Genomic DNA, 18,266 nt, shown 5'->3' on the forward strand with positions numbered 1-18,266 from the left:
ACTCTTTTGTTTCTAGTCTGAGAATCATAAATAAATTTTAAACTTGACAAGCACCTATTTAACATAAGATTTTTTATCCAACTCCAAAGAGGGGTGAATCCATTTATTCCAATAAAGGTATTCACAAATCATGGAAGAGCGTAAAACTTCCGATTTCAATTATTTATCAGCTTAAATGAATGATTCTGACTGCTCAGTTAAATGATTTTCTATATTGAAGTGGCGATAAATTGGTTTTACTCTTGAATAACTTGTTAAATGATTGTGGCTGCACAAACCCTAATTCATAGGCAATTTCTCCAACAGTAAGCTCTGTGGTTACTAATAATTCCTTGGCTTTTTCAATGAGCTTATTATGGATATGTTGTTGCGTGGTTTGTCCAGTGAGGTTGCGGAGCATATCGCTCAAATAGTTAGAAGATACGTTGAGATGGTCTGATATATATTGGACCGATGGTAAGCCCGCTCCCAATGATTTGTTGCTATTAAAATAGTCTTCCAATAAATCCTCCACCTTAATGAGCAAATCATTACTTGCCTTTTTACGTGTGATAAACTGTCGGTTGTAAAACCTATTCGAGTAATTGAGTAACAACCCCAAATGTGAGACCATCACATCTTGGCTATAATGATCAATTGACGACTGATATTCCCTCTGAATATTTTGCATGATGCCCTCCATCATCTGCTCTTCCTCTTCTGATAAGTGCAGAGCCTCATTTACTGCATAGGAGAAATAACCATAATTCTTAATGTCTTTTCCTAGCGGATAATTCCTAATGAAATCAGGATGAAAAACCAACCACCAGCCCGTTGCTTGTTCATTATCAGTATTGTCTGCTGACACCGTTTGACCGGGAGACATCAGTGCCAAAACACCTTCGTCAAAATCATAATAGTGCTGACCATACTTCATTTTGTTTCCCAAGTTTCTTTTCATGGAAACAGTATAAAAGTCCAGTATCAGCACTGTGGAAGCATCAAATATAGGAGCAGTAGCATCCTCCAATTTAATCAAACTAATTAGAGGATGCTTTGGCTTTGGTAAACCCATTAAACGGTATAATTCAGAAATTGAATTGACAAAAATACGTTTAGTGTGTTTATCCTTCATTTTTAAGCATTTGCGCTACAAACAATTCTATAGATTGGATTTTCCAACCCTCTGCTGTTCTTTTGTAAGTAATGTCTTCACTTTCAAAAACAATATTACTGTCACCATTGTTTACGCCTACCCACAAAAGCCATTTGCCTGTAGCTGTATCACCATCCACTTCAATCACAGGATTTGTAAAGCTGTGTTGAGCTATTGCAAATACAGAACCTTGTTTTAAGGTTTCAGAAATTGATACATTTCCCTGAGCATGAAGCCCAAATGCCGCACATTCAAAAGTGGCATCGTCTACAAATAGGCTGCTGACATCCTGAAAAGTTTTTCCGTTCCACCCTTGGTCTACACAGTGTGCATAGGTAGCCTGAAGTTTCTTGATTGCTTCAATGTCTTCCAAAAGCTGGATCCTTTGTTCTAATGTTTTGCCCATATCTCTATTGTTTTAAAGTTATGGCACAAAGGTGGACAGGCTAAATTTCACAAAAGTGTCCAGATCTCCGTTTTGTGTAGCCAAAATTAATTTCCCTTATAAAAACAATGAGTCACCCTAAGTAACGTGAATTATGGATTTATCTTCAAGTATATCGCCCTTTCAGGACTGAACAGTGTGGTTTTCATTACGACGGGATAAATCCCATCGCTGATATATTCAGTCCCTTCGGGACATCTACCCTGAAAGGGTAAAATATAATAGTGATGGATTTCAATCCATCTCATTCATGATGTCTTAAAAGCGAATTCTAATCCAAAACTCACATTAAGTAAGAGTGACTCATTGTTCGTTTTATGCATAAAGGTTGCTATTTTCGACTCAAACCATAGCTCGCTGTTTCTGCCAGGTGCTGTATCTTGAGATGACTTCTAAATGTCTCTATATCTACACTTCCCTCGAAGACAATTTTTTTGCTGCTGTTTGGTAACATATCAAAATAGTTGTCCGAGAAATGCCCTTCTGGTATATCTATTAGGGATACAAATACATCCTTAGCCAGCTTGTCTGTTTTCAACACCAATTCAATTCCTTTTTCAGTCTGTTCAGCCTCCCAAGTCAAATCCGGCGTTGGCAATTGCAATTCCTTTGGATGCTCGAAATAGATATTGCGTGCTGTTATCTGCTGACCTTTGCTATTTACTAGCTCCAATACCAACATATGGCTGTCCAAGTCATGTTGCTTGCCTAATTCTTCTGTATCAATTGATTCAATAACCTTCCGTTCATTGTTAAGAAGGCTAGTCTTTCCTGTTCTGGTCCAAACCACATTTCCTTCAAAGTCCTGCAACTGGATACGCCATTTACCTGTGACCTTCTCAGGACCATCATGAACCAGTGCCAGCTCCAGTTGTTTCTGTTTTTGCTCCGTTACCCAGATTGTCGGCTGGTACATCTCTGCCACTTTATACTGCATCGCTTTCCATTTTCCATAAGAATCGATACTTGACCAAGAGGCTACCGGCCAACAGTCATTGATCTGCCAAAAGAGGGTTCCCATACAGTAAGGCATGGCATTGCGGTGTGCATCAATCGCCATCTCTGCTGACTTAGCCTGAAGCACCTGCCCCACATAAAGTTGCTGCTCAAAATTGTCAGGAACTTTGTAATACATCTCCATATAGCTGCGGATACGAAGATTGCCAATGCCGCTGCGCTGGTGTGATGCCATGACCTCACGCTTGATATCCCAGTCTTCTTCTGTTGTAAACTGCTTGACAGAATTGAATTCAGGGAATGACTGGAAGCCGTACTCACTCATAAATCTTGGCACATATTGCCTGAATTGCTCGAACGGATGCTCACCATGCCAAACGCCCCAGTAATGGCTATCCCCTGATTTTGTTTCATAGGTTGCCAGCTGCTCAAATCCTGCTGATGGGGAAGAATGCCAATAAAAATCGCCATCTGTATAACCATTGACTACATCAGGCAAAATATGATGGAACATATCATCGTAGGCTTTCCAAATCTCTTTGCGTTGCTTGGCATTATAACGCTGTTTCCAGCCCCAACCTGCATTCTCCTTCCACTCAGACCATGCCATCTCAATTTCATTATTGCCACACCACAGCACAATGGATGGGTGATTCCTTAGCCTTACCACATTCTCAATGGCTTCCTGCTTGACATTATCCAAAAACTGCTGATCGCCTGGGTACATGCTACAGGCAAACATAAAGTCCTGCCAAACCATAATGCCGTACTTGTCACACAACTCATAGAAGTAATCCTGCTCATAGATACCACCACCCCATACACGCAACATATTCATATTCGAACGTTTGGCTGACAGTACGATATGCTCGTATGTTTCCTTGCTTACCCTTGGCAGAAACAAGTCGTTAGGGATATAGTTGGCTCCTTTGGCAAAAACAGGCTTGCCGTTGATCTCTACATAGAAGCTTTTTCCTTTTCCGTCTGCATCGGGTTCCTGTACCCATTTCACCGTTCTGAGTCCCACTTCCGTTTCCCATTTTTCCAGCAGCTGATCTTGCCACAGCTCTACGCTGACATGATAAAGATGTGCCTCTCCCATGCCATTCGGCCACCAAAGTTTTGGCTTTTTGATCACAAAGTCGATGCTTGTCGTTTCCTTGTCAATCTGTTGTTCCTTCACCAATTTACCATCTACCAGAATCCTAGCTTTTACGGATGAGGCTGCTGTCAATTTAAGGTCTGCTGACAGGTTGGCCACTGACTTGGTTCTCGCTCCCTGTCTGATATGGACGTTGGCGATGCTAGTCTCATCCCATGCCTGAAGACTAACATTTCTCCAGATACCGGATGTAACAAATCGAGGTCCCCAGTCCCAACCATAATGGTAGCCTGCTTTTCGGGCAAAAATGCTGACCTTATTATCTCCTAATCCACCTAGTTGTGATTGGTCATTGATCGCAGGCAAAGGATAACCGTGATCTGCCAGCATAGCCATTCCCTTGTCAATAGGAGATGTGAATACCACACGCAAAGTGTTGACAGGTTTGGCCAATCCTTTCAGGTCAAGACTGTAAGTACGGAACATATTATCCGTTTCCACCACTGTCTCTCCGTTCCAGTAAATGGTGGCGTAGGTATCCAACCCTTCAAAGTTCAGGATCAGGTGTTGTTTCTTCAGCAGGTCCTCTCCTATTTTCACTTCCTTGCTGTATTCCCAATCTACCTTGTCAATCCACTGCTGATCGTGTTCATTGAGCCTGTAGAATGGGTCTTCTATTACACCGGCAGCTAACAAATCTGTATGCACTGTTCCCGGTACGGATGCATTTTGCCAATGCTGTTGTCCCACTTGTCTGAACTGCCATGTGCTGTTCAGCGACTGGGATACTTTCTGTGCTGTTGCGGTGGTCATCATGCCTAAAATCAATAAGCAAATCTGTAAGGTCTTTTTCATCTCAGCAACTTATGAGTAGAACATTCATTTTCTTAAAAAATCTCTTTTATAGTATGTTATGGCTTCTCTAGTTTTTTAGCCTTTCCATGATTTCCAGCATCGCTCTTCCGTTATGGTATGGACACTTCCAAGGTCCTGCCTTGTCTTCTGAAGTAACCAGTTGATGATCCTTAGTCACCCGCCAGTGCCACTCACCTTCCTGATCGATGATATATGCTTTGGTAAAATCCCAAACTTTTCCTGCTGCATCAAGGAATTTCTGATCATTGTTGATCTGCCATGCATTAAGCCATCCTACCAATGCCTCTGCCTGTGGCCACCAATGTTTGTCCGTGTCTGTCAATCCTTCAGATGACGCCTCATTCATCAGCCCTCCATCCTCATCAAGACCTGACAGGGCTGCCTCTGCCATCTGAACAGCCAGAGCGTTGGTCGTTTCAATCAGAGTTTTATCTCCCAATACCTCGGCTGCTTCAGCCAACAACCAACTACCTTCGATATCATGCCCGAAAGAGATTTCATCGGAAAGCAGTCTCCAGTCATCATCAAAAAACAGATGGAAATGACTGGTTTCACTGATAAAGCAGCTGCTCATCAATACAATCAGGTTCTCAAGACTTTCAGCCAATCTATCGTCTTTCCATATCCGGTACAGGTTGGTATAAGCTTCCAGTACATGCAGGTGCGTATTCATGGTCTTGGTGGCATTCATGTCCTTTTCACTTAATCGCACATCCTCCATAGCTGACCAGTCTCGGGCAAATGCTTCAAAGTAACCATTTCGCTCCCTGTCACGGCTATATTTTTCCAGCAGTCCAAACAATTCAATTGCCAACTCCAGTGCCTGACCGCTACCTTCGATTTGCTCATATTCCGAAAGGGCATAGATGGCAAATGCCTGCGCATAGACCTGCTTCTTGTCTTCGGTTACTTTTCCTTGAAAATCCAGCATCCAAAAAACGCCTCCCTTTTCCTGATCAAAGAAATGATCTTTCAGGTAATGGTATGCCCTGTCAGCCACCTGCTTGTAAACAGTATTTTTTGATTGTCGGAAAGCCGCCGAAAATGTCCACAGGATACGGGTATTGAGGATAATAGCCTTGTCCGCTTCGGGGTATAATTTCCCATCACCATCAATTCTTCCGTAGAAACCGCCATTCTCCCTATCCACCATGCGCTGCTGCCAGAAGGAAAGGATATTCTTGTCCAGCACTTGCTGTGCCTCTTGTATTGTAATCATTTTTCAAAAAAAGACTAACGGTTAAAAGTATACCGGCCGTCCATTGGGGCGACCGGTTGGTTAGTAAAAATAGGTTTCCGAACCTTCATCAATAATTATTGGATCATGACCGTCATGATGGAGTGCTCCAAACTTTTGGCTCCCACTGCCTGACCATTTACCCAAGTGTCAAAATCATATTCCTTGTCACTGAGGTTCAACACCACCACCGCAATACTGTTATCCGGATTGATAAATGCGGTAGTCAACAGGTCATCATGGTTGGAAGAGCTGACGATCCTTCTTGCTCCCGGTCTGATAAACTTCGAGAAGTGTCCCATATAGTAATAGGAGTTAAGGTAAGTCACCTCGCCAGTTCGGGTATCCCCAACCACAGGTGCCAGACAGAAATTGCCGACATGGTTCGGACCTCCTGTTTCATCCAGCAGTACATTCCAGTCTACCCAACCAGAAGCGCCATTGTCCAAATCCTTTAAGATTGATTTTCCATAGCGCTCACCCCATTTCCAAAGATGCAGGCTGTCAATATTGAACGGGTACACACAGCCTTCGGTAAACAGCAGATTCTTGTCAGGGAAAGCTTCGTGATGCAGGCGGACATTGTCGAAATGGTCACCCGCATACCAATGGTAGCCTGTTCCCCAAACGTACTTGGCGGCTTCAGGGTCATCATAAACCACCTTTGCCCGCTGGTACATCAGTCCCCGATTGTGGTCCCAGATGATCAGTTTGGTATCAGGGTATTTGGATTGCTTGATTGTCGGACCCAAGAAGTTTTTGACAAAATCCCGTTCCTCTTCCGCCGTGTACAGGCACGATTCCCACGTCTGTGGAGACATTGGCTCATTCTGTACCGTCAAGCCCCAAATATTGATTCCTTCCTTCTTATATTCTTCTATAAACTTGAGGTAATAATCTGCCCAAGCTTGTCTGTATTCCGACTTCAGCTTTCCACCTTGCAGCATGTTTCCTGTCGTCTTCATCCAAGCAGGTGGACTCCATGGAGAAGCGAATAGTTTCATATCCCCTTCGGTCGCTTTCAATGCTTCCTTGATAAATGGGATACGGAATTTTCTGTCCTGTTCTATGCTGAAGTTATCGAGTTTGGTATCTCCCAACACTTCCGCATAGGCAACACTTTTACTTGAAAAATCTGAACTGTGGATGGAAGTTCTTGCCATTGAATAGCCAATCCCCTTATCCTTATCGAAGTAGGCAGTAATGATTTCCTGTTGCTTTTCCTTCGGCAGCTTGTAAAAGGTTTCTGCCGCTGCATCGGTCAAGGCGCCTCCAATTCCAACTATTTCCTGAAACTTTCGGTCAGGGTCTACAAAGATGGTTGGTGACATTTCGGTTGGCTGTCTCAGCTCCCTAAACGCTCCTTCTCCTACTTCAGAAAGCCGTTCACCACTTTCCTTGGCAGTCCTGTAAAAGGTAGCCGATTTTCCTGTAAGGGAATATTTCTCAATCCTCTTTTCAGCTTGCTCCTGTTTTGGTTTTTCTGTCTGACAAGCAACCATTAAAGCACCTGCCAGCAACAGTCCAGTTATCTTGATTGGTTTCATCTCTTGTTCAGTTCCTGTTTGATAGTAGCCATAAATTTCTCGTCCAGTTTGTAAAGACGCATAAAGGCAAAAGAGGCTAAAGCTCCCAGTCCAGCAATCACACTGATCATCAACCTGATGCCGAGCAATGCTTCCTGTGTCTGCTCCACGTTCGGTTCAAAACCGAAGCCTGCCAGCAACCACCCCGTAATGGCTCCCCCAATGGTCCATCCAAATTTCTGCGACATGGAAGAAGAGGAGAATACCAGCCCTGTTGCCCTGCGACCTGTCTTCCACTCTGAGTAATCGGCAATGTCAGCATACATTGACCAGCCCAGTGGCAGGATAATACCCGCAGTAATCCCGATCAGGACATTCAGTCCAAAGATCAAAAGAAGACTGTCAGCAGGAATGAAAAAGAAAACAAAGCTGAGTCCCGCTGACAACAGTGCCGCATAGCTGAAAGTTGCCTTTTTTCCCAAAGCTACCGCAACTGGTTTGGCAAGCAGTACCCCAATGATATTGGTCGCCAACCAAATAGACATATAGGCAGATGAAAGGGCTGTCGAGGTCCATTCGAAGCTGTTGCCGAACAGTTCCAATGTCTGATCCTTGATGTAATATTTAAAGTAATACAGGATGGAACCATCCCTGAGTGAGTTGAAGATCAGGATAGCGATATTGGCTCCCAGCATCACAAACCAAGGCAGGTTTTTGCTCAAGTCTTTCAGGTCATCCTTCAGGCTTGCTTTCTCTTCCTTTGGAGGCGCCAGCCTTTCCCTTGTCCAGAAGAATGTCAGAAAAAACAACACAGCTGCAATGGTTGCATAAATCATAACCGTGTACTGAAAACCGATTGCCTCATTGGTACTTTGGCTAAAGAAATCTACTAGCACATTGGCTGTTGCGGTCACAAACAAGCCACCCGAGAAAGCACCGATAAATCGCCATGAAGCCAGTGAAGTACGCTCCACTCCATCATCTGTCATTACCGCCATTAGCGAACCGTACGGTACATTGATTGCCGTGTACACCATCATCATCAGCGTATAGGTGATATAAGCGTAGATCAGCTTACCATCTGCGCTCAGATCAGGCGTGGTAAAAGTAAGCACCCCGATAATTCCGAATGGCACTGCCACATACAACAGGTACGGTCGGAACTTACCCCTACGGGTCACAGTCCTGTCCGAGATCAATCCCATGATTGGGTCGTTGAGTGCATCCCATACACGGGTCACCAGAAACATGGTACCTACTGCTGCGGCCGATATTCCGAACACGTCCGTGTAAAAAAACAGCAGGAACATGGAAAATAGCTTCCAGAACATGGATGAGGCAAAATCCCCAAAACTATAGGCGATCTTTTCCTTCAGCTTCAGTCTGGATGAAGTGATTGTTTTATCTAAGACCATGGGCTTTCAGGAATTCAAGGTTGCTGTCAATCAATTTGTTTCGGGTTTGCACACTCGCAAATGAGCGTAATCCATCCTCTGGTGTGTGCTTGCAATAATCCACCAGTTTCTCCACAGTAGAAGTCGCCACATGCAATCTTGTATCAGAGGAAGCATAATAGATCAGTACCTCTCCGTTGTCCTTGGCAATCCAACCATTGGTGAAAAGCACGTTGGAAACATCGCCTATACGCTCTCTGTCCAATGGTGCCATAAAGTGACCAGCTGGGCGATTAATCACTTTTGAAGGGTCTTCCAGTGAAGTCATAAACATGTATAGCACGTAGCGGAGTCCTGCCGCTGTGTTTCTTACGCCATGCGCCAGATGCAGCCAACCTTCTGCTGTTTTGATTGGGGCAGGTCCCTGTCCGTTCTTCACCTCCTTGATGGTGTGATAGGTTTTCGGGTCAATGATTTTCTCGGCGCCTACCTTGGCATTTTCCATGCTCTCCAGCAAAGCCCAACCGATTCCACCACCTTTTCCGGCATCGATGAAACCATCCTGCGGACGGGTATAAAGTGCATACTTGCCATCTATAAATTCGGGATGCAATACCACGTTCCGCTGTTGGCTCCCTCCTGAATCCAAATCCGCTAAACGCTCCCAATTCACAAGGTCTTTAGTACGGGCGATACCGCATTTGGCTTCAGCCGCCGACTGGTCCGCTTCTGGTGCGCTTTTGTCTCTTCTCTCTGTACAGAACAGCCCGTAAATCCATCCGTCCTCATGCCTTGTCAGACGCATATCATACACATTCGTATCTGGTTCATCGGTCTCAGGCAAGGTGATCGGGTAATCCCAGAAACGGAAATTGTCAATGCCGTTCTCACTTTCAGCCACAGCAAAAAAGGACTTGCGGTCATCCCCTTCAACACGCACTACCACACAATACTGACCATTGAACTCAATGGCTCCTGCATTGAAGGTGGCATTGATTCCCTGTCTTTCTAACAGCAACGGATTAGTCTCAGGATTCAGGTCATAGCGCCAGAAAACAGGTGTATGGTTTCGGGTCAAAACCGGATAGGCATATCTTTGAATAACGCCATTACTCTCTGCCTGCTGCTCATTCTTTTGCTTCAAAAAATATTCGTGATCAGCCAGTAGCTGCCTTACTTTTTCTATATGCTTGCTCATTTCTTTATTCTCTATTTTTAATTGAAAAATCTTTCCCCATTCGATCAGTTAGATGCCAATTCCTGCGTATTCAGTGATGCTTCTGGTGTCAGGATATAAAGCATTTCATCCCAACCATTCAAGCTTACTTTTGAGATGGTTAAACCACTTTCTCCTGCTGACAATTTGCCGTTGGAAGAGAAAGAGCGCTCATCCGGATTGAACCTTTTCAGGATATAATTCCCTTTGGCAATGTCCAGCACCAAATCCGAAGACTGTAGCTGCTTCTCATTGTTGAGTACCACCACGAAATACTGCTCCCCACATTTCACACTAAAGGACTCCAACCCTTTGGAAGCGACAGTCACTTCCTCAAACTGTCCTTTACCAGCCTCCAGCATCATGTCATTGATCATGCGTACACTTTGGAAATATGGGGTCATGTCGCGTTTGTCAAAAAATTCCCACCACCATGTCATGGGCAGAATCGGTGTCGGGTTAAAAAGTCCGTACCACAATCCCCTTCTGTAATCGTAATCCGACTCTTCGGCTATCTTGGAAAAATCCTTGTTCCAGTCCCATTCATAACCGAACTCGCCCCATACAAAAGGTTTCTTGTAATGGTCTGCATATTGATGAATCAAGGCAGGAATCTGACCTGTTTTCTTGTAGATATGGTGCTGGGCTATGTCAATGTTTTCTGCCTCAAACATCCCTTCTATTTCCCTGTGGGAAACACTTGTGGTGATGATATGATTATATGGATCAATGGAGCTGATATAATCACTCATTTCCTTGTGCCATGCTGCCACATCCTTGTGCGCAATCAGAACACTGTCGTGCGGTGTTGCTGTAAAAACAGCGTTATCGATCTCGTTAAAGAATTCCCATGCTCCAATGTGCGTGCTGTATCCCCAACGGGCAACCAGAAACCTGAACTTGTTCTTGGACATCTTGCGAGCTTGCTCATTGACAAAGAAATCTGCAGGTGAGGCTGCCGGTCCTCCGTTGGCTACATTATAGCGGTTGTCCTGCCATCCACCACCAGGAATCAGTGCACCATGTGTATCCATTGCCAGCATCAGGTAAAGGTCCAGCGAATCACACATATCCATCAGTTCATCCATTCGCTTGATCCCTTGTGGATGGAAATACTCGTCAGAATCTGTATAGCGGTCAGTATGCTTTGAAACTTTTGGCCATGAGACAGGTAGGTCCCAAGGGCACATCCAGGTACGGAAAAAATTGGCGCCGTTCTCGGAAAGTGTTGGCAGCAAGTATTCATAGGTATATTTTGAGTCCTCATAGTTGCGAGCTTCCCAGCCTACATTCTCTCCAATCCCTCGGAAAAGCTTTCCATTATCATATTTCAATGTCCAATTGTCATTTACATGTAGGAAACCATCCTCACCAGAGGTTTCCACCTTGAAATGGTCAATAGTTGAAGTAGTGGTTTCCCCTCCATGCTCTAACTGGTAAGTATAGGTGTATTCACCATTTTCAGCTGGTGCAAAACGGGCTTTCCAAACTGACTGCTCCTCCTTGTTTTCCTCAAAATAACATGGGAGCACTAGCTGTTTTCCTGCTGGCGAGGTGATCATCATGTCCAACTTGACCTCTTCCTGATCGTAAGGGTTATTGAACTGCTCGTTGATCACAATCTCGAACTCAGTTTTGCCGTATTGCTTAATATCTTCAGTAATCAGGTTATGTTTCTCTATCAGGCTATTAGAACAGCCTTGGTTCAACACCATACCCGCAGCCATCAGTCCTGCGAATAGTGTTCTTCTCAATTGGTTTGTTTGCATTCTGTTTTTCATTTTTCGACCACTGGTTGTTTAAAGGTTTACAGTTGTTCCGGCATCTCATCCCGTGTAATCACCCGCTTGTCTTTGTAGAGTTTCTTTATTTCCTTAATGGAGTTGCTTTGCTCCACCAACTCTGCCCAAGGCATAAAGAATACCCAACGTGGCTGTGCTTTCAGAATATCTGAGGTAGGAAGCTTGCTGCATTCCCCAATGGCCATAGGCTTTTCACCCGCAATCGGAAGGATGTAGTCATACCATTTCTTGTCATAGCCCTGATCGTAGATATCAAAGGCAAACACATCCCAGTACTCTCCTCCTGGATTATAATCCTCGAAATCCCAGCTCATGTCTTGCATATCCCACACCCAAATCAGGTTGTCCAATCCTTTCTCCTTCATGAAATAGTCATGTGTAATCCTGTAAAGCTTGGCGGTTCCTTCAGGTCCGGGACGGCCACCCCACCAGAACAACCCCTGATTCATCTCATGTAATGGGCGGAATAATACGACTACACCATTGTCTTTTAGGAACTGTAGGTAAACTGCGATATCATCCATTCGCTTTTTCCAAGCATTGCTCAGTTCCGTCCCGTCTGTCGTCAGTTCATTCCATTGTTCATCTGTCAATTGAGCATTCAGCAATCCCGGATCCCATCCGCAAGGCTCTCCCTGATCTGGAGGACATGCATGCCACATCAGGTTAATGATGGCGCCATTGTCCCACTGTTCTTTGGCTTGCTTGATCATTGTCCAACGCTCATCTATGTTTTCCTGCTGGAAAAGGAAGTCCCCACTCCAAAGTGCCGGATACTTTCCTGTAGTTTCCTTGATGAAGTTGGTCCACTTTACCGGATCGGCGTTGGGCTCTTTGTTATGTTGTCCTGCCAGTGTCTGTTTTCCTGAGATTTTATACAGGTAATCCAATACATCAGCTCGTGACCGCTGGGCGAAAGATGATGCTGACAAAAGCAGCATCAGCAAAAAAGTCGTTGTGATTCTTTTCATTACAAGCTCATTTGTGTCAGGAGTAGGTCAGGCATATTTCCTTGCCTGACCTGTCCTTAACTACCAACATTCTATTATTTATCCTTCATGATTTTACCTGACAATACCTTCCCTTCTGTGTACAGGCGGTAATGGTACAGACCCGGTGCGACAGCTGTGCCAGTTATATTGCTTCCATCCCATACTACCTCTTTCGGATTGGCAGGATCAGCCTTTGTAAAGCTGCGGACTATCTTACCTGACATATCGTAGATATTCAGGTTGAAAGGACTTTCACCAACCGGTATTTTCACTTTTGCAGTGAATGGGTTAGGGTATGCATTTAGTTTTTCCTCGTTCAATCCTTCTAAAGCTGTCACCCCCAATCTTGCTCCGGAATTTGGCGTGATCGACCACCAGTTGAAATTCCAGCCACCCGTCAGCGCCTTAATCCCAAAACCCTGTACACCTGCATTCAGGTTTACGGTCTGGTAGATGGTTGTCCAACTCTGGTAACCACCTGTATTCGGTACGTTGATTGTCCCGTAGGCAGCACCTCCCGCCTGTTCTAACTGGATAGTTCCTCCACTTGGACTTGCCACCCGATAGGCAATAGTGTATGAGCCAGTTGAGGGCACATTGATATTGCTGTAACTCATCCAGTCACCACTGTCGATCCAGCCGACATTAAGGTTTCCTCCACCTGAATCACTGGTCGTTTCAGTCTGTACGCCACTCATATTGCTGTAGTCCTCAGCCTGAATGTATTGTGTGGTTGGGGTTGTCGGATTCTGCCAAGATCCTGAGCCTGTCCACCCCGGCATCTCATTGAGTGTAAGCACCCGACTTGACCAATAGATGTCCTGAATTTTTTGGGTGCTGTTGCCTGAGAAAGTCAGTTCTGACCAACCCATAAAGAAAGTCCAGAGGGGCTGATTGTTCAGTAGGCTTACTGCCGGAAGGTCTTCACATTCCCCGATCCCAATCGGACGACCGCCAGCCTTGGCGACCATCGCATTGTACTTCTGTGTTGTGTAACCCTGACCATCACTCCAGTACATGTCCAGTGTCAGCACATCCCAATAGTTCCATCCCGGATCGTAGTTATAAAGGTCATTAGCTAGTCCACTGTAATCCTGCATGTTCCACACCCAGATCAGGTTACTCAACCCTTTCGTATTTGTGAAATAGTCATGTGTGATCTGGTAGAGTTTAGCGGTTCCGTTTGGTCCGGGACGACCACCCCACCAGAACATCCCTTGGTTCATTTCATGCAATGGTCTGAAGAATACCTCCACTCCTGCATCTTCCAGCTGCTGCAAGTAGTAGGCAATCTCGTCCATCATGCTTTTCCACTTGTTGTTCAGTGCTGTACCGTTGGTGATCAGCTCATTCCACTGGCTGTTTGTGAGTGATCCCAATACGCCACTGCCATCCCAGTTGCAAGGTTCACCATTGACTGGGTTACAGGCATGCCACATCAGGTTGATCATGGCACCATTGTTCCACTCCGTGATTACCTGATTGATCATGGTTTGCCTTGCATTGACTTCGTTGTACTCGAACTGAAAGTCCGCACTGTAGAGTCCAGGCCACTGTCCCAGTACGCCATTGAGTTGTTGACTGTATTGATTGGGATTTGAATTGGGCTGGCGGTTGTGCATTCCCCCAATCGTTTTTGATCCCTGAATACTGTACAGGTAGTTCAATGACTCAAAAGGTGTCTGGGCTTGTACCCCAAAGTGTAGGCAAAGCAGTGCCAGTACAATAAGTGACCTTATTGTGTTCATTGTAATTGTCATCATGTGTTCAAATTGCTCCTTTCGGATGCGTTTTTTGGGTTAAGAAAAGCAGATCTCAGGCATATGATACCTACCCAAGAAATAGCGATGATTTATTGACTTACTGAACTGTAATTCCTTCCACCGGAGCATACATATCAGGAAGGTCAGCACTAAAAATCATGTAATCACTCTCGTAGAATGTTACAAAATCACTGGCTGAGCTGTGCCCGATCCAAGGACCATAATAATGGTAACCATCATGCGATGGATCATACTTGTTTCGCCACATCACCACCAGACTGACCTCCTTGCCATACAGGGCTGACATAATCTCCTGAGTCCAATAGTTACTGTATTCTGCTCCTCCCTTTCTTACTCCTTCAATACCTGTCTCCGTAATGCCACAAGGTTTTAGCTTTTCATTGGAAAGCGCTCCTAGATTACGGGCATTGGTGGAAAGTGCGGTTGTGTTGGTACCGTGGTAGCTATCCATCCCAATAAAATCCACATATGCATCACCGGGCCACCTGAACAACAGGTTCTCTTTTGTTCCAACCCCATCAAGTTGTGGTGAGATAGCAAATATCAGGTTGTGTAACTCTTTTTCCTTGGTCAGGTAATTTACTGTAAACTGCCAGAAGGCTATAAATTCTTCCTTGGTTGTACAACTGCTTCCCCACCATGACCAAGTCTGGGTATGCTCATGGTAAGGGCGGAAAATGATTGGAATCAACTTGCCATCTTTATCCTTCAATTCTGATACAAAAGCAGCCAGTCTGTCCAACCAAACCTTATACTTTACATTCACTTCATGCCCCTCTTCCAGAATATGCTTCACCACCGTGTTACTGGAATTGTCCCAAGAGTCTCCTCCAGTTTCAGGATTGTTCAAATGAAGGCACGAAGTAATTACCTCACCCCGATTGCGCGCCTCTATAATGGTTCGCTTGCGGTCATCATTCAAGTCACTGCTTGCATTCCGCTCATCCATTACCTCAGCCAGATCCACACTGAATACTGCCGGATAATCGCCACAAACTTCCTTTGTATCAGACCTGCCCTGCTCTGCATACCACTCCCGTCCATAAATCAGGTCATCGTGATGCCCAAACATCAGTCCCTTACTTTGGATTGCCCAAAGGTTGGCATACAACGCTTTCGTTTCTGCTGTTGCCTGTGCATCTGCCAGTGTCAAAGTAACCGCTTCCACTTTTTCACCATCCATATCTGGTTCCACCTCAGTACTTTCTTTTGAACAAGACAGCGACAGCGTTGCGAACAGAATCAAATATATCTTTTTCATCATCATACAGATTTACCGCTTGAAAAAGTACACTGGAACCATGCAGGCTCCAGTGTATTCATTTGGATTATTGCTTTTGCAAGTCTATCCAGTACCTTCTAGGTTTTTTCACAAACTTGTCGTAGTCACTGTAGATCTTGTCCCAATCATCAGTCCCATTCAGGTTAAATGCCAAGGCAAAATCCGTTGTTGCTTTGGTCTTGTCAAAACCTAAATCCTCAGTACCTGCCCCTACAAATTCACCGATTACTTTCGTACCATCCTCAAACGTAAAGACCAGTTGCCCCAAGGCATAGTTTCTCTCCCATGTACCATTGGTTTTTGGCACAGTGCGGTAGAAATGATTCACATCTGTTGCAGGATCTCCTACATATTGGAAATCTGCATACAAACCATCATCACCTGCGTTGTTGATGATTTTTCCATAGGTATTACCTTCCTCTGTTATGCCTTCCATCTCAAAGGTCAGTGTATTGTCCAGCTCTGCCGCTGGTCCACCTGTTTCAGGCCATATCCAAGGTTTCGAAACCATAGACAATACAGCTCCTCCACCATATTCAGGTCCAGTACCACCCCAAACCATAAGGTCAGTGATCTTGTATGTTCCCAACAGCGTTTCCTCAAATGATTCCACCTTGAGTGTGTAATCTCTTGTTTTACCTGTTGGTGAAGTCACAGTAAGTGTGGAGGTTTGTGAATCGTTTTCAAAATTCAGTGCATCTCCTACCTGAACAGAGGCTGTAGCTCCAAATGAAGTCTGAAGGCTTTGCAATGCAATCTGTGATAAGTCAGGTACAGCACTCACATTGATGGTAATATTGATTTCGCCTTTTGTCTCATCAATACGATGGATCTCGGCTTGACCAACCTGGTTTTCAAACTTGATATTGATAACGCTTCTTTCGTTGTTCCAGCTGCCATCCTGAATGTCTTCCAGCGGATCTTTGACACAGGAGGTCTGGGCTAGCACTATCAGCGCCAGCAAAATATATGATGCTATGTTTTTCATGATTTAGCCTTTTCGGATACTTGATGAATTAAAGTGCTTGATTCAAGTCTTCTTCCAATTGAGGAATTGGGTAAAAAGCTGCCTGTTCAGCAGTAATGCCTACGGCTTCCTCTACCATGTCTGTTACACGGTTAAACCTGCGTAGGTCATAAAGCCTGTTCCCTTCAAAGGCAAGTTCCCATCCTCTTTCATCAAAAACATGTTCCCTGAACTCATCTGTTGACAAGCCTGACGGTAAGTTGCCCAATCCTGCTCTGTTACGGATGTAATTCACAAGATCATACGCTTCAGGTGTTGCTCCGATAGCTTCTGCATATATCAATGCGATATCAGAATAGCGAATCAAGAAAGGTCTTGTACTGGTTTTATCAGCGATAAACTGCGGATCAATGTACTTTCTACAAAACCTGTATGGCATATTGCCAGGGAAAGTGGCGATCTCCACACCATCAGCATCGTAAAGTACATCTACTAACAGTAACAGTCCTCGGTCATCAGCGCCGTCAAATGTATTGTAAAAAGACTCATTGGTCTGGAATACACTCCATCCGTCATGGGATTTATCATAAGTGCCATTGCCATTGTCCAGATAGATATCACCACCTGAAACATATGGGATAAATAGCTTTGAAATTTTTGAGTAGTCTCCTTCTACTGAACCTGACCTATCCATTGACATCAAGAAGATATGCTCTGGACCGTCAGGCTTTTCTACATCATAGATATCCAGCAGGTTTGAATCAAACCCATAAGTGCCTTGGTCATTCACAACCTGACCAGCAAAGAAAGCTGCACTATCATATAAAGCATCGGTATTTAAGGACAACTCTGTATAAAGTGGAACGTTGTGTGCCTTGGATGAAGCCATATAGATATATGCTTTTGCCGCCAATGATTGAGCTGCTACCTTGTCTGCTCGTCCAAGCGCTTGGTTCACGTCTAACAATTCAATTGCTTTTCGGCAATCTCCTGTGATCAGGTTGTACAACTCATCCAAGTCCTTAGCTTTTGGAGCTGATGTCTTTTCCAATGAATTGACAACAGAAGTATGGATAGGTACCATTCCAAAATTACGTGCAAGGTTAAAGTAGTTCCATGCTCTCAGGAAATATGCTTCACCCAAGTATTGGTTTTTCAGCTTCTCCTCGATCTGAGAATTAGGAATGGCATCCAGTATGCTATTAGCACGGTTGATTGCGATATATGCATACTTGAAGTAGTTCGACAAACTTCTGTTTGTGTTGAAGTTTTCGGTTGTCCAATTGTGCAATGCCTGCGCATCGGCACCTTCATCGGCTTTTGGTCCAGCTTCATCAGTTGGCATATCACCCAACATAAACACCCCTCTGGAGTATTCAAGGTAAGTCAAGGCATCATAAGCATAACTGATTGCAGACTCCGCATCCGTTGCTGTTTTGTAAAAGTTATCTTCAGAATAAAAACCGTACGGCTCTTCTTGCAAGTCACAGCTGCCGGTCACCAGCAGACCGCACAGCATGAATATATAGTGTTTGATTTTCATTGTCTTGT

13 protein-coding genes are annotated in these 18,266 nt (G+C 44.5%); all 13 read right to left on the reverse strand.

The annotated features are described in order from the left end of the window. Window positions 1–193 precede the first annotated feature (193 nt). The 13 genes from V6R21_RS02080 to V6R21_RS02140 all read right to left on the reverse strand — a co-directional run bounded on the left by V6R21_RS02080 (window position 194) and on the right by V6R21_RS02140 (window position 18,258). Window positions 194–1,018, reverse strand: coding sequence for a helix-turn-helix domain-containing protein (locus V6R21_RS02080; RefSeq protein WP_334240431.1), 825 nt, complete (start codon window positions 1,016–1,018; stop codon window positions 194–196). A gap of 85 nt (window positions 1,019–1,103) precedes the next feature. Beyond that, a complete protein-coding gene (locus tag V6R21_RS02085) occupies window positions 1,104–1,541 on the reverse strand; it encodes a nuclear transport factor 2 family protein (protein ID WP_334240433.1) in 438 nt (145 codons plus the stop codon). A 370-nt stretch (window positions 1,542–1,911) separates the two neighbouring features. Next, window positions 1,912–4,494, reverse strand: a complete 2,583-nt coding sequence (locus V6R21_RS02090; RefSeq protein WP_334240435.1) for a beta-mannosidase — start codon at window positions 4,492–4,494, stop codon at window positions 1,912–1,914. Between the two features lie 67 nt (window positions 4,495–4,561). Next, the gene (locus tag V6R21_RS02095) at window positions 4,562–5,734 is read right to left on the reverse strand and encodes an AGE family epimerase/isomerase (protein WP_334240436.1); all 1,173 of its coding nucleotides are present in this window, start codon (window positions 5,732–5,734) and stop codon (window positions 4,562–4,564) included. A 95-nt stretch (window positions 5,735–5,829) separates the two neighbouring features. Continuing rightward, complete coding sequence (locus tag V6R21_RS02100) at window positions 5,830–7,299, reverse strand: glycoside hydrolase family 30 protein (RefSeq protein ID WP_334240438.1); 1,470 nt, start codon at window positions 7,297–7,299, stop codon at window positions 5,830–5,832. Continuing rightward, a complete protein-coding gene (locus tag V6R21_RS02105) occupies window positions 7,296–8,693 on the reverse strand; it encodes an MFS transporter (RefSeq protein WP_334240440.1) in 1,398 nt (465 codons plus the stop codon). Before V6R21_RS02105 ends, V6R21_RS02100 begins: the two co-directional genes overlap by 4 nt. Continuing rightward, window positions 8,680–9,870: a glycoside hydrolase family 130 protein gene (locus tag V6R21_RS02110; protein WP_334240442.1), complete on the reverse strand. Its 1,191-nt coding sequence runs from the start codon at window positions 9,868–9,870 to the stop codon at window positions 8,680–8,682. The genes V6R21_RS02105 and V6R21_RS02110 overlap by 14 nt, the downstream gene beginning before the upstream one ends. A gap of 44 nt (window positions 9,871–9,914) precedes the next feature. Continuing rightward, window positions 9,915–11,669: a DUF5060 domain-containing protein gene (locus V6R21_RS02115; RefSeq protein WP_334240444.1), complete on the reverse strand. Its 1,755-nt coding sequence runs from the start codon at window positions 11,667–11,669 to the stop codon at window positions 9,915–9,917. Between the two features lie 26 nt (window positions 11,670–11,695). Continuing rightward, window positions 11,696–12,661, reverse strand: coding sequence for a glycosyl hydrolase (locus tag V6R21_RS02120; protein WP_334240446.1), 966 nt, complete (start codon window positions 12,659–12,661; stop codon window positions 11,696–11,698). 74 nt (window positions 12,662–12,735) lie between these two features. Continuing rightward, window positions 12,736–14,430, reverse strand: coding sequence for a glycosyl hydrolase (locus V6R21_RS02125; protein WP_334240447.1), 1,695 nt, complete (start codon window positions 14,428–14,430; stop codon window positions 12,736–12,738). Between the two features lie 112 nt (window positions 14,431–14,542). Beyond that, on the reverse strand, window positions 14,543–15,727 hold the full coding sequence (locus tag V6R21_RS02130; RefSeq protein WP_334240449.1) for a glycoside hydrolase family 26 protein: 1,185 nt from the start codon (window positions 15,725–15,727) through the stop codon (window positions 14,543–14,545). A 67-nt stretch (window positions 15,728–15,794) separates the two neighbouring features. Beyond that, complete coding sequence (locus tag V6R21_RS02135; RefSeq protein WP_334240451.1) at window positions 15,795–16,736, reverse strand: hypothetical protein; 942 nt, start codon at window positions 16,734–16,736, stop codon at window positions 15,795–15,797. A gap of 28 nt (window positions 16,737–16,764) precedes the next feature. Then, a complete protein-coding gene (locus tag V6R21_RS02140) occupies window positions 16,765–18,258 on the reverse strand; it encodes a RagB/SusD family nutrient uptake outer membrane protein (RefSeq protein ID WP_334240452.1) in 1,494 nt (497 codons plus the stop codon). Window positions 18,259–18,266 lie beyond the last annotated feature (8 nt).

Origin of the sequence: Limibacter armeniacum (assembly GCF_036880985.1) — a bacterium.
Taxonomy (GTDB): domain Bacteria; phylum Bacteroidota; class Bacteroidia; order Cytophagales; family Flammeovirgaceae; genus Limibacter; species Limibacter armeniacum.

What these genes read in the sequence shown, in the direction of transcription:
- V6R21_RS02085 (WP_334240433.1), bottom strand. Translation starts at nt 1,541, where the DNA reads ATGGGCAAAACATTAGAACAAAGGATCCAGCTTTTGGAAGACATTGAA.
- V6R21_RS02090 (WP_334240435.1), bottom strand. Translation starts at nt 4,494, where the DNA reads ATGAAAAAGACCTTACAGATTTGCTTATTGATTTTAGGCATGATGACC.
- V6R21_RS02095 (WP_334240436.1), bottom strand. Translation starts at nt 5,734, where the DNA reads ATGATTACAATACAAGAGGCACAGCAAGTGCTGGACAAGAATATCCTT.
- V6R21_RS02100 (WP_334240438.1), bottom strand. Translation starts at nt 7,299, where the DNA reads ATGAAACCAATCAAGATAACTGGACTGTTGCTGGCAGGTGCTTTAATG.
- V6R21_RS02105 (WP_334240440.1), bottom strand. Translation starts at nt 8,693, where the DNA reads ATGGTCTTAGATAAAACAATCACTTCATCCAGACTGAAGCTGAAGGAA.
- V6R21_RS02110 (WP_334240442.1), bottom strand. Translation starts at nt 9,870, where the DNA reads ATGAGCAAGCATATAGAAAAAGTAAGGCAGCTACTGGCTGATCACGAA.
- V6R21_RS02115 (WP_334240444.1), bottom strand. Translation starts at nt 11,669, where the DNA reads ATGAAAAACAGAATGCAAACAAACCAATTGAGAAGAACACTATTCGCA.
- V6R21_RS02120 (WP_334240446.1), bottom strand. Translation starts at nt 12,661, where the DNA reads ATGAAAAGAATCACAACGACTTTTTTGCTGATGCTGCTTTTGTCAGCA.
- V6R21_RS02125 (WP_334240447.1), bottom strand. Translation starts at nt 14,430, where the DNA reads ATGAACACAATAAGGTCACTTATTGTACTGGCACTGCTTTGCCTACAC.
- V6R21_RS02130 (WP_334240449.1), bottom strand. Translation starts at nt 15,727, where the DNA reads ATGAAAAAGATATATTTGATTCTGTTCGCAACGCTGTCGCTGTCTTGT.
- V6R21_RS02135 (WP_334240451.1), bottom strand. Translation starts at nt 16,736, where the DNA reads ATGAAAAACATAGCATCATATATTTTGCTGGCGCTGATAGTGCTAGCC.
- V6R21_RS02140 (WP_334240452.1), bottom strand. Translation starts at nt 18,258, where the DNA reads ATGAAAATCAAACACTATATATTCATGCTGTGCGGTCTGCTGGTGACC.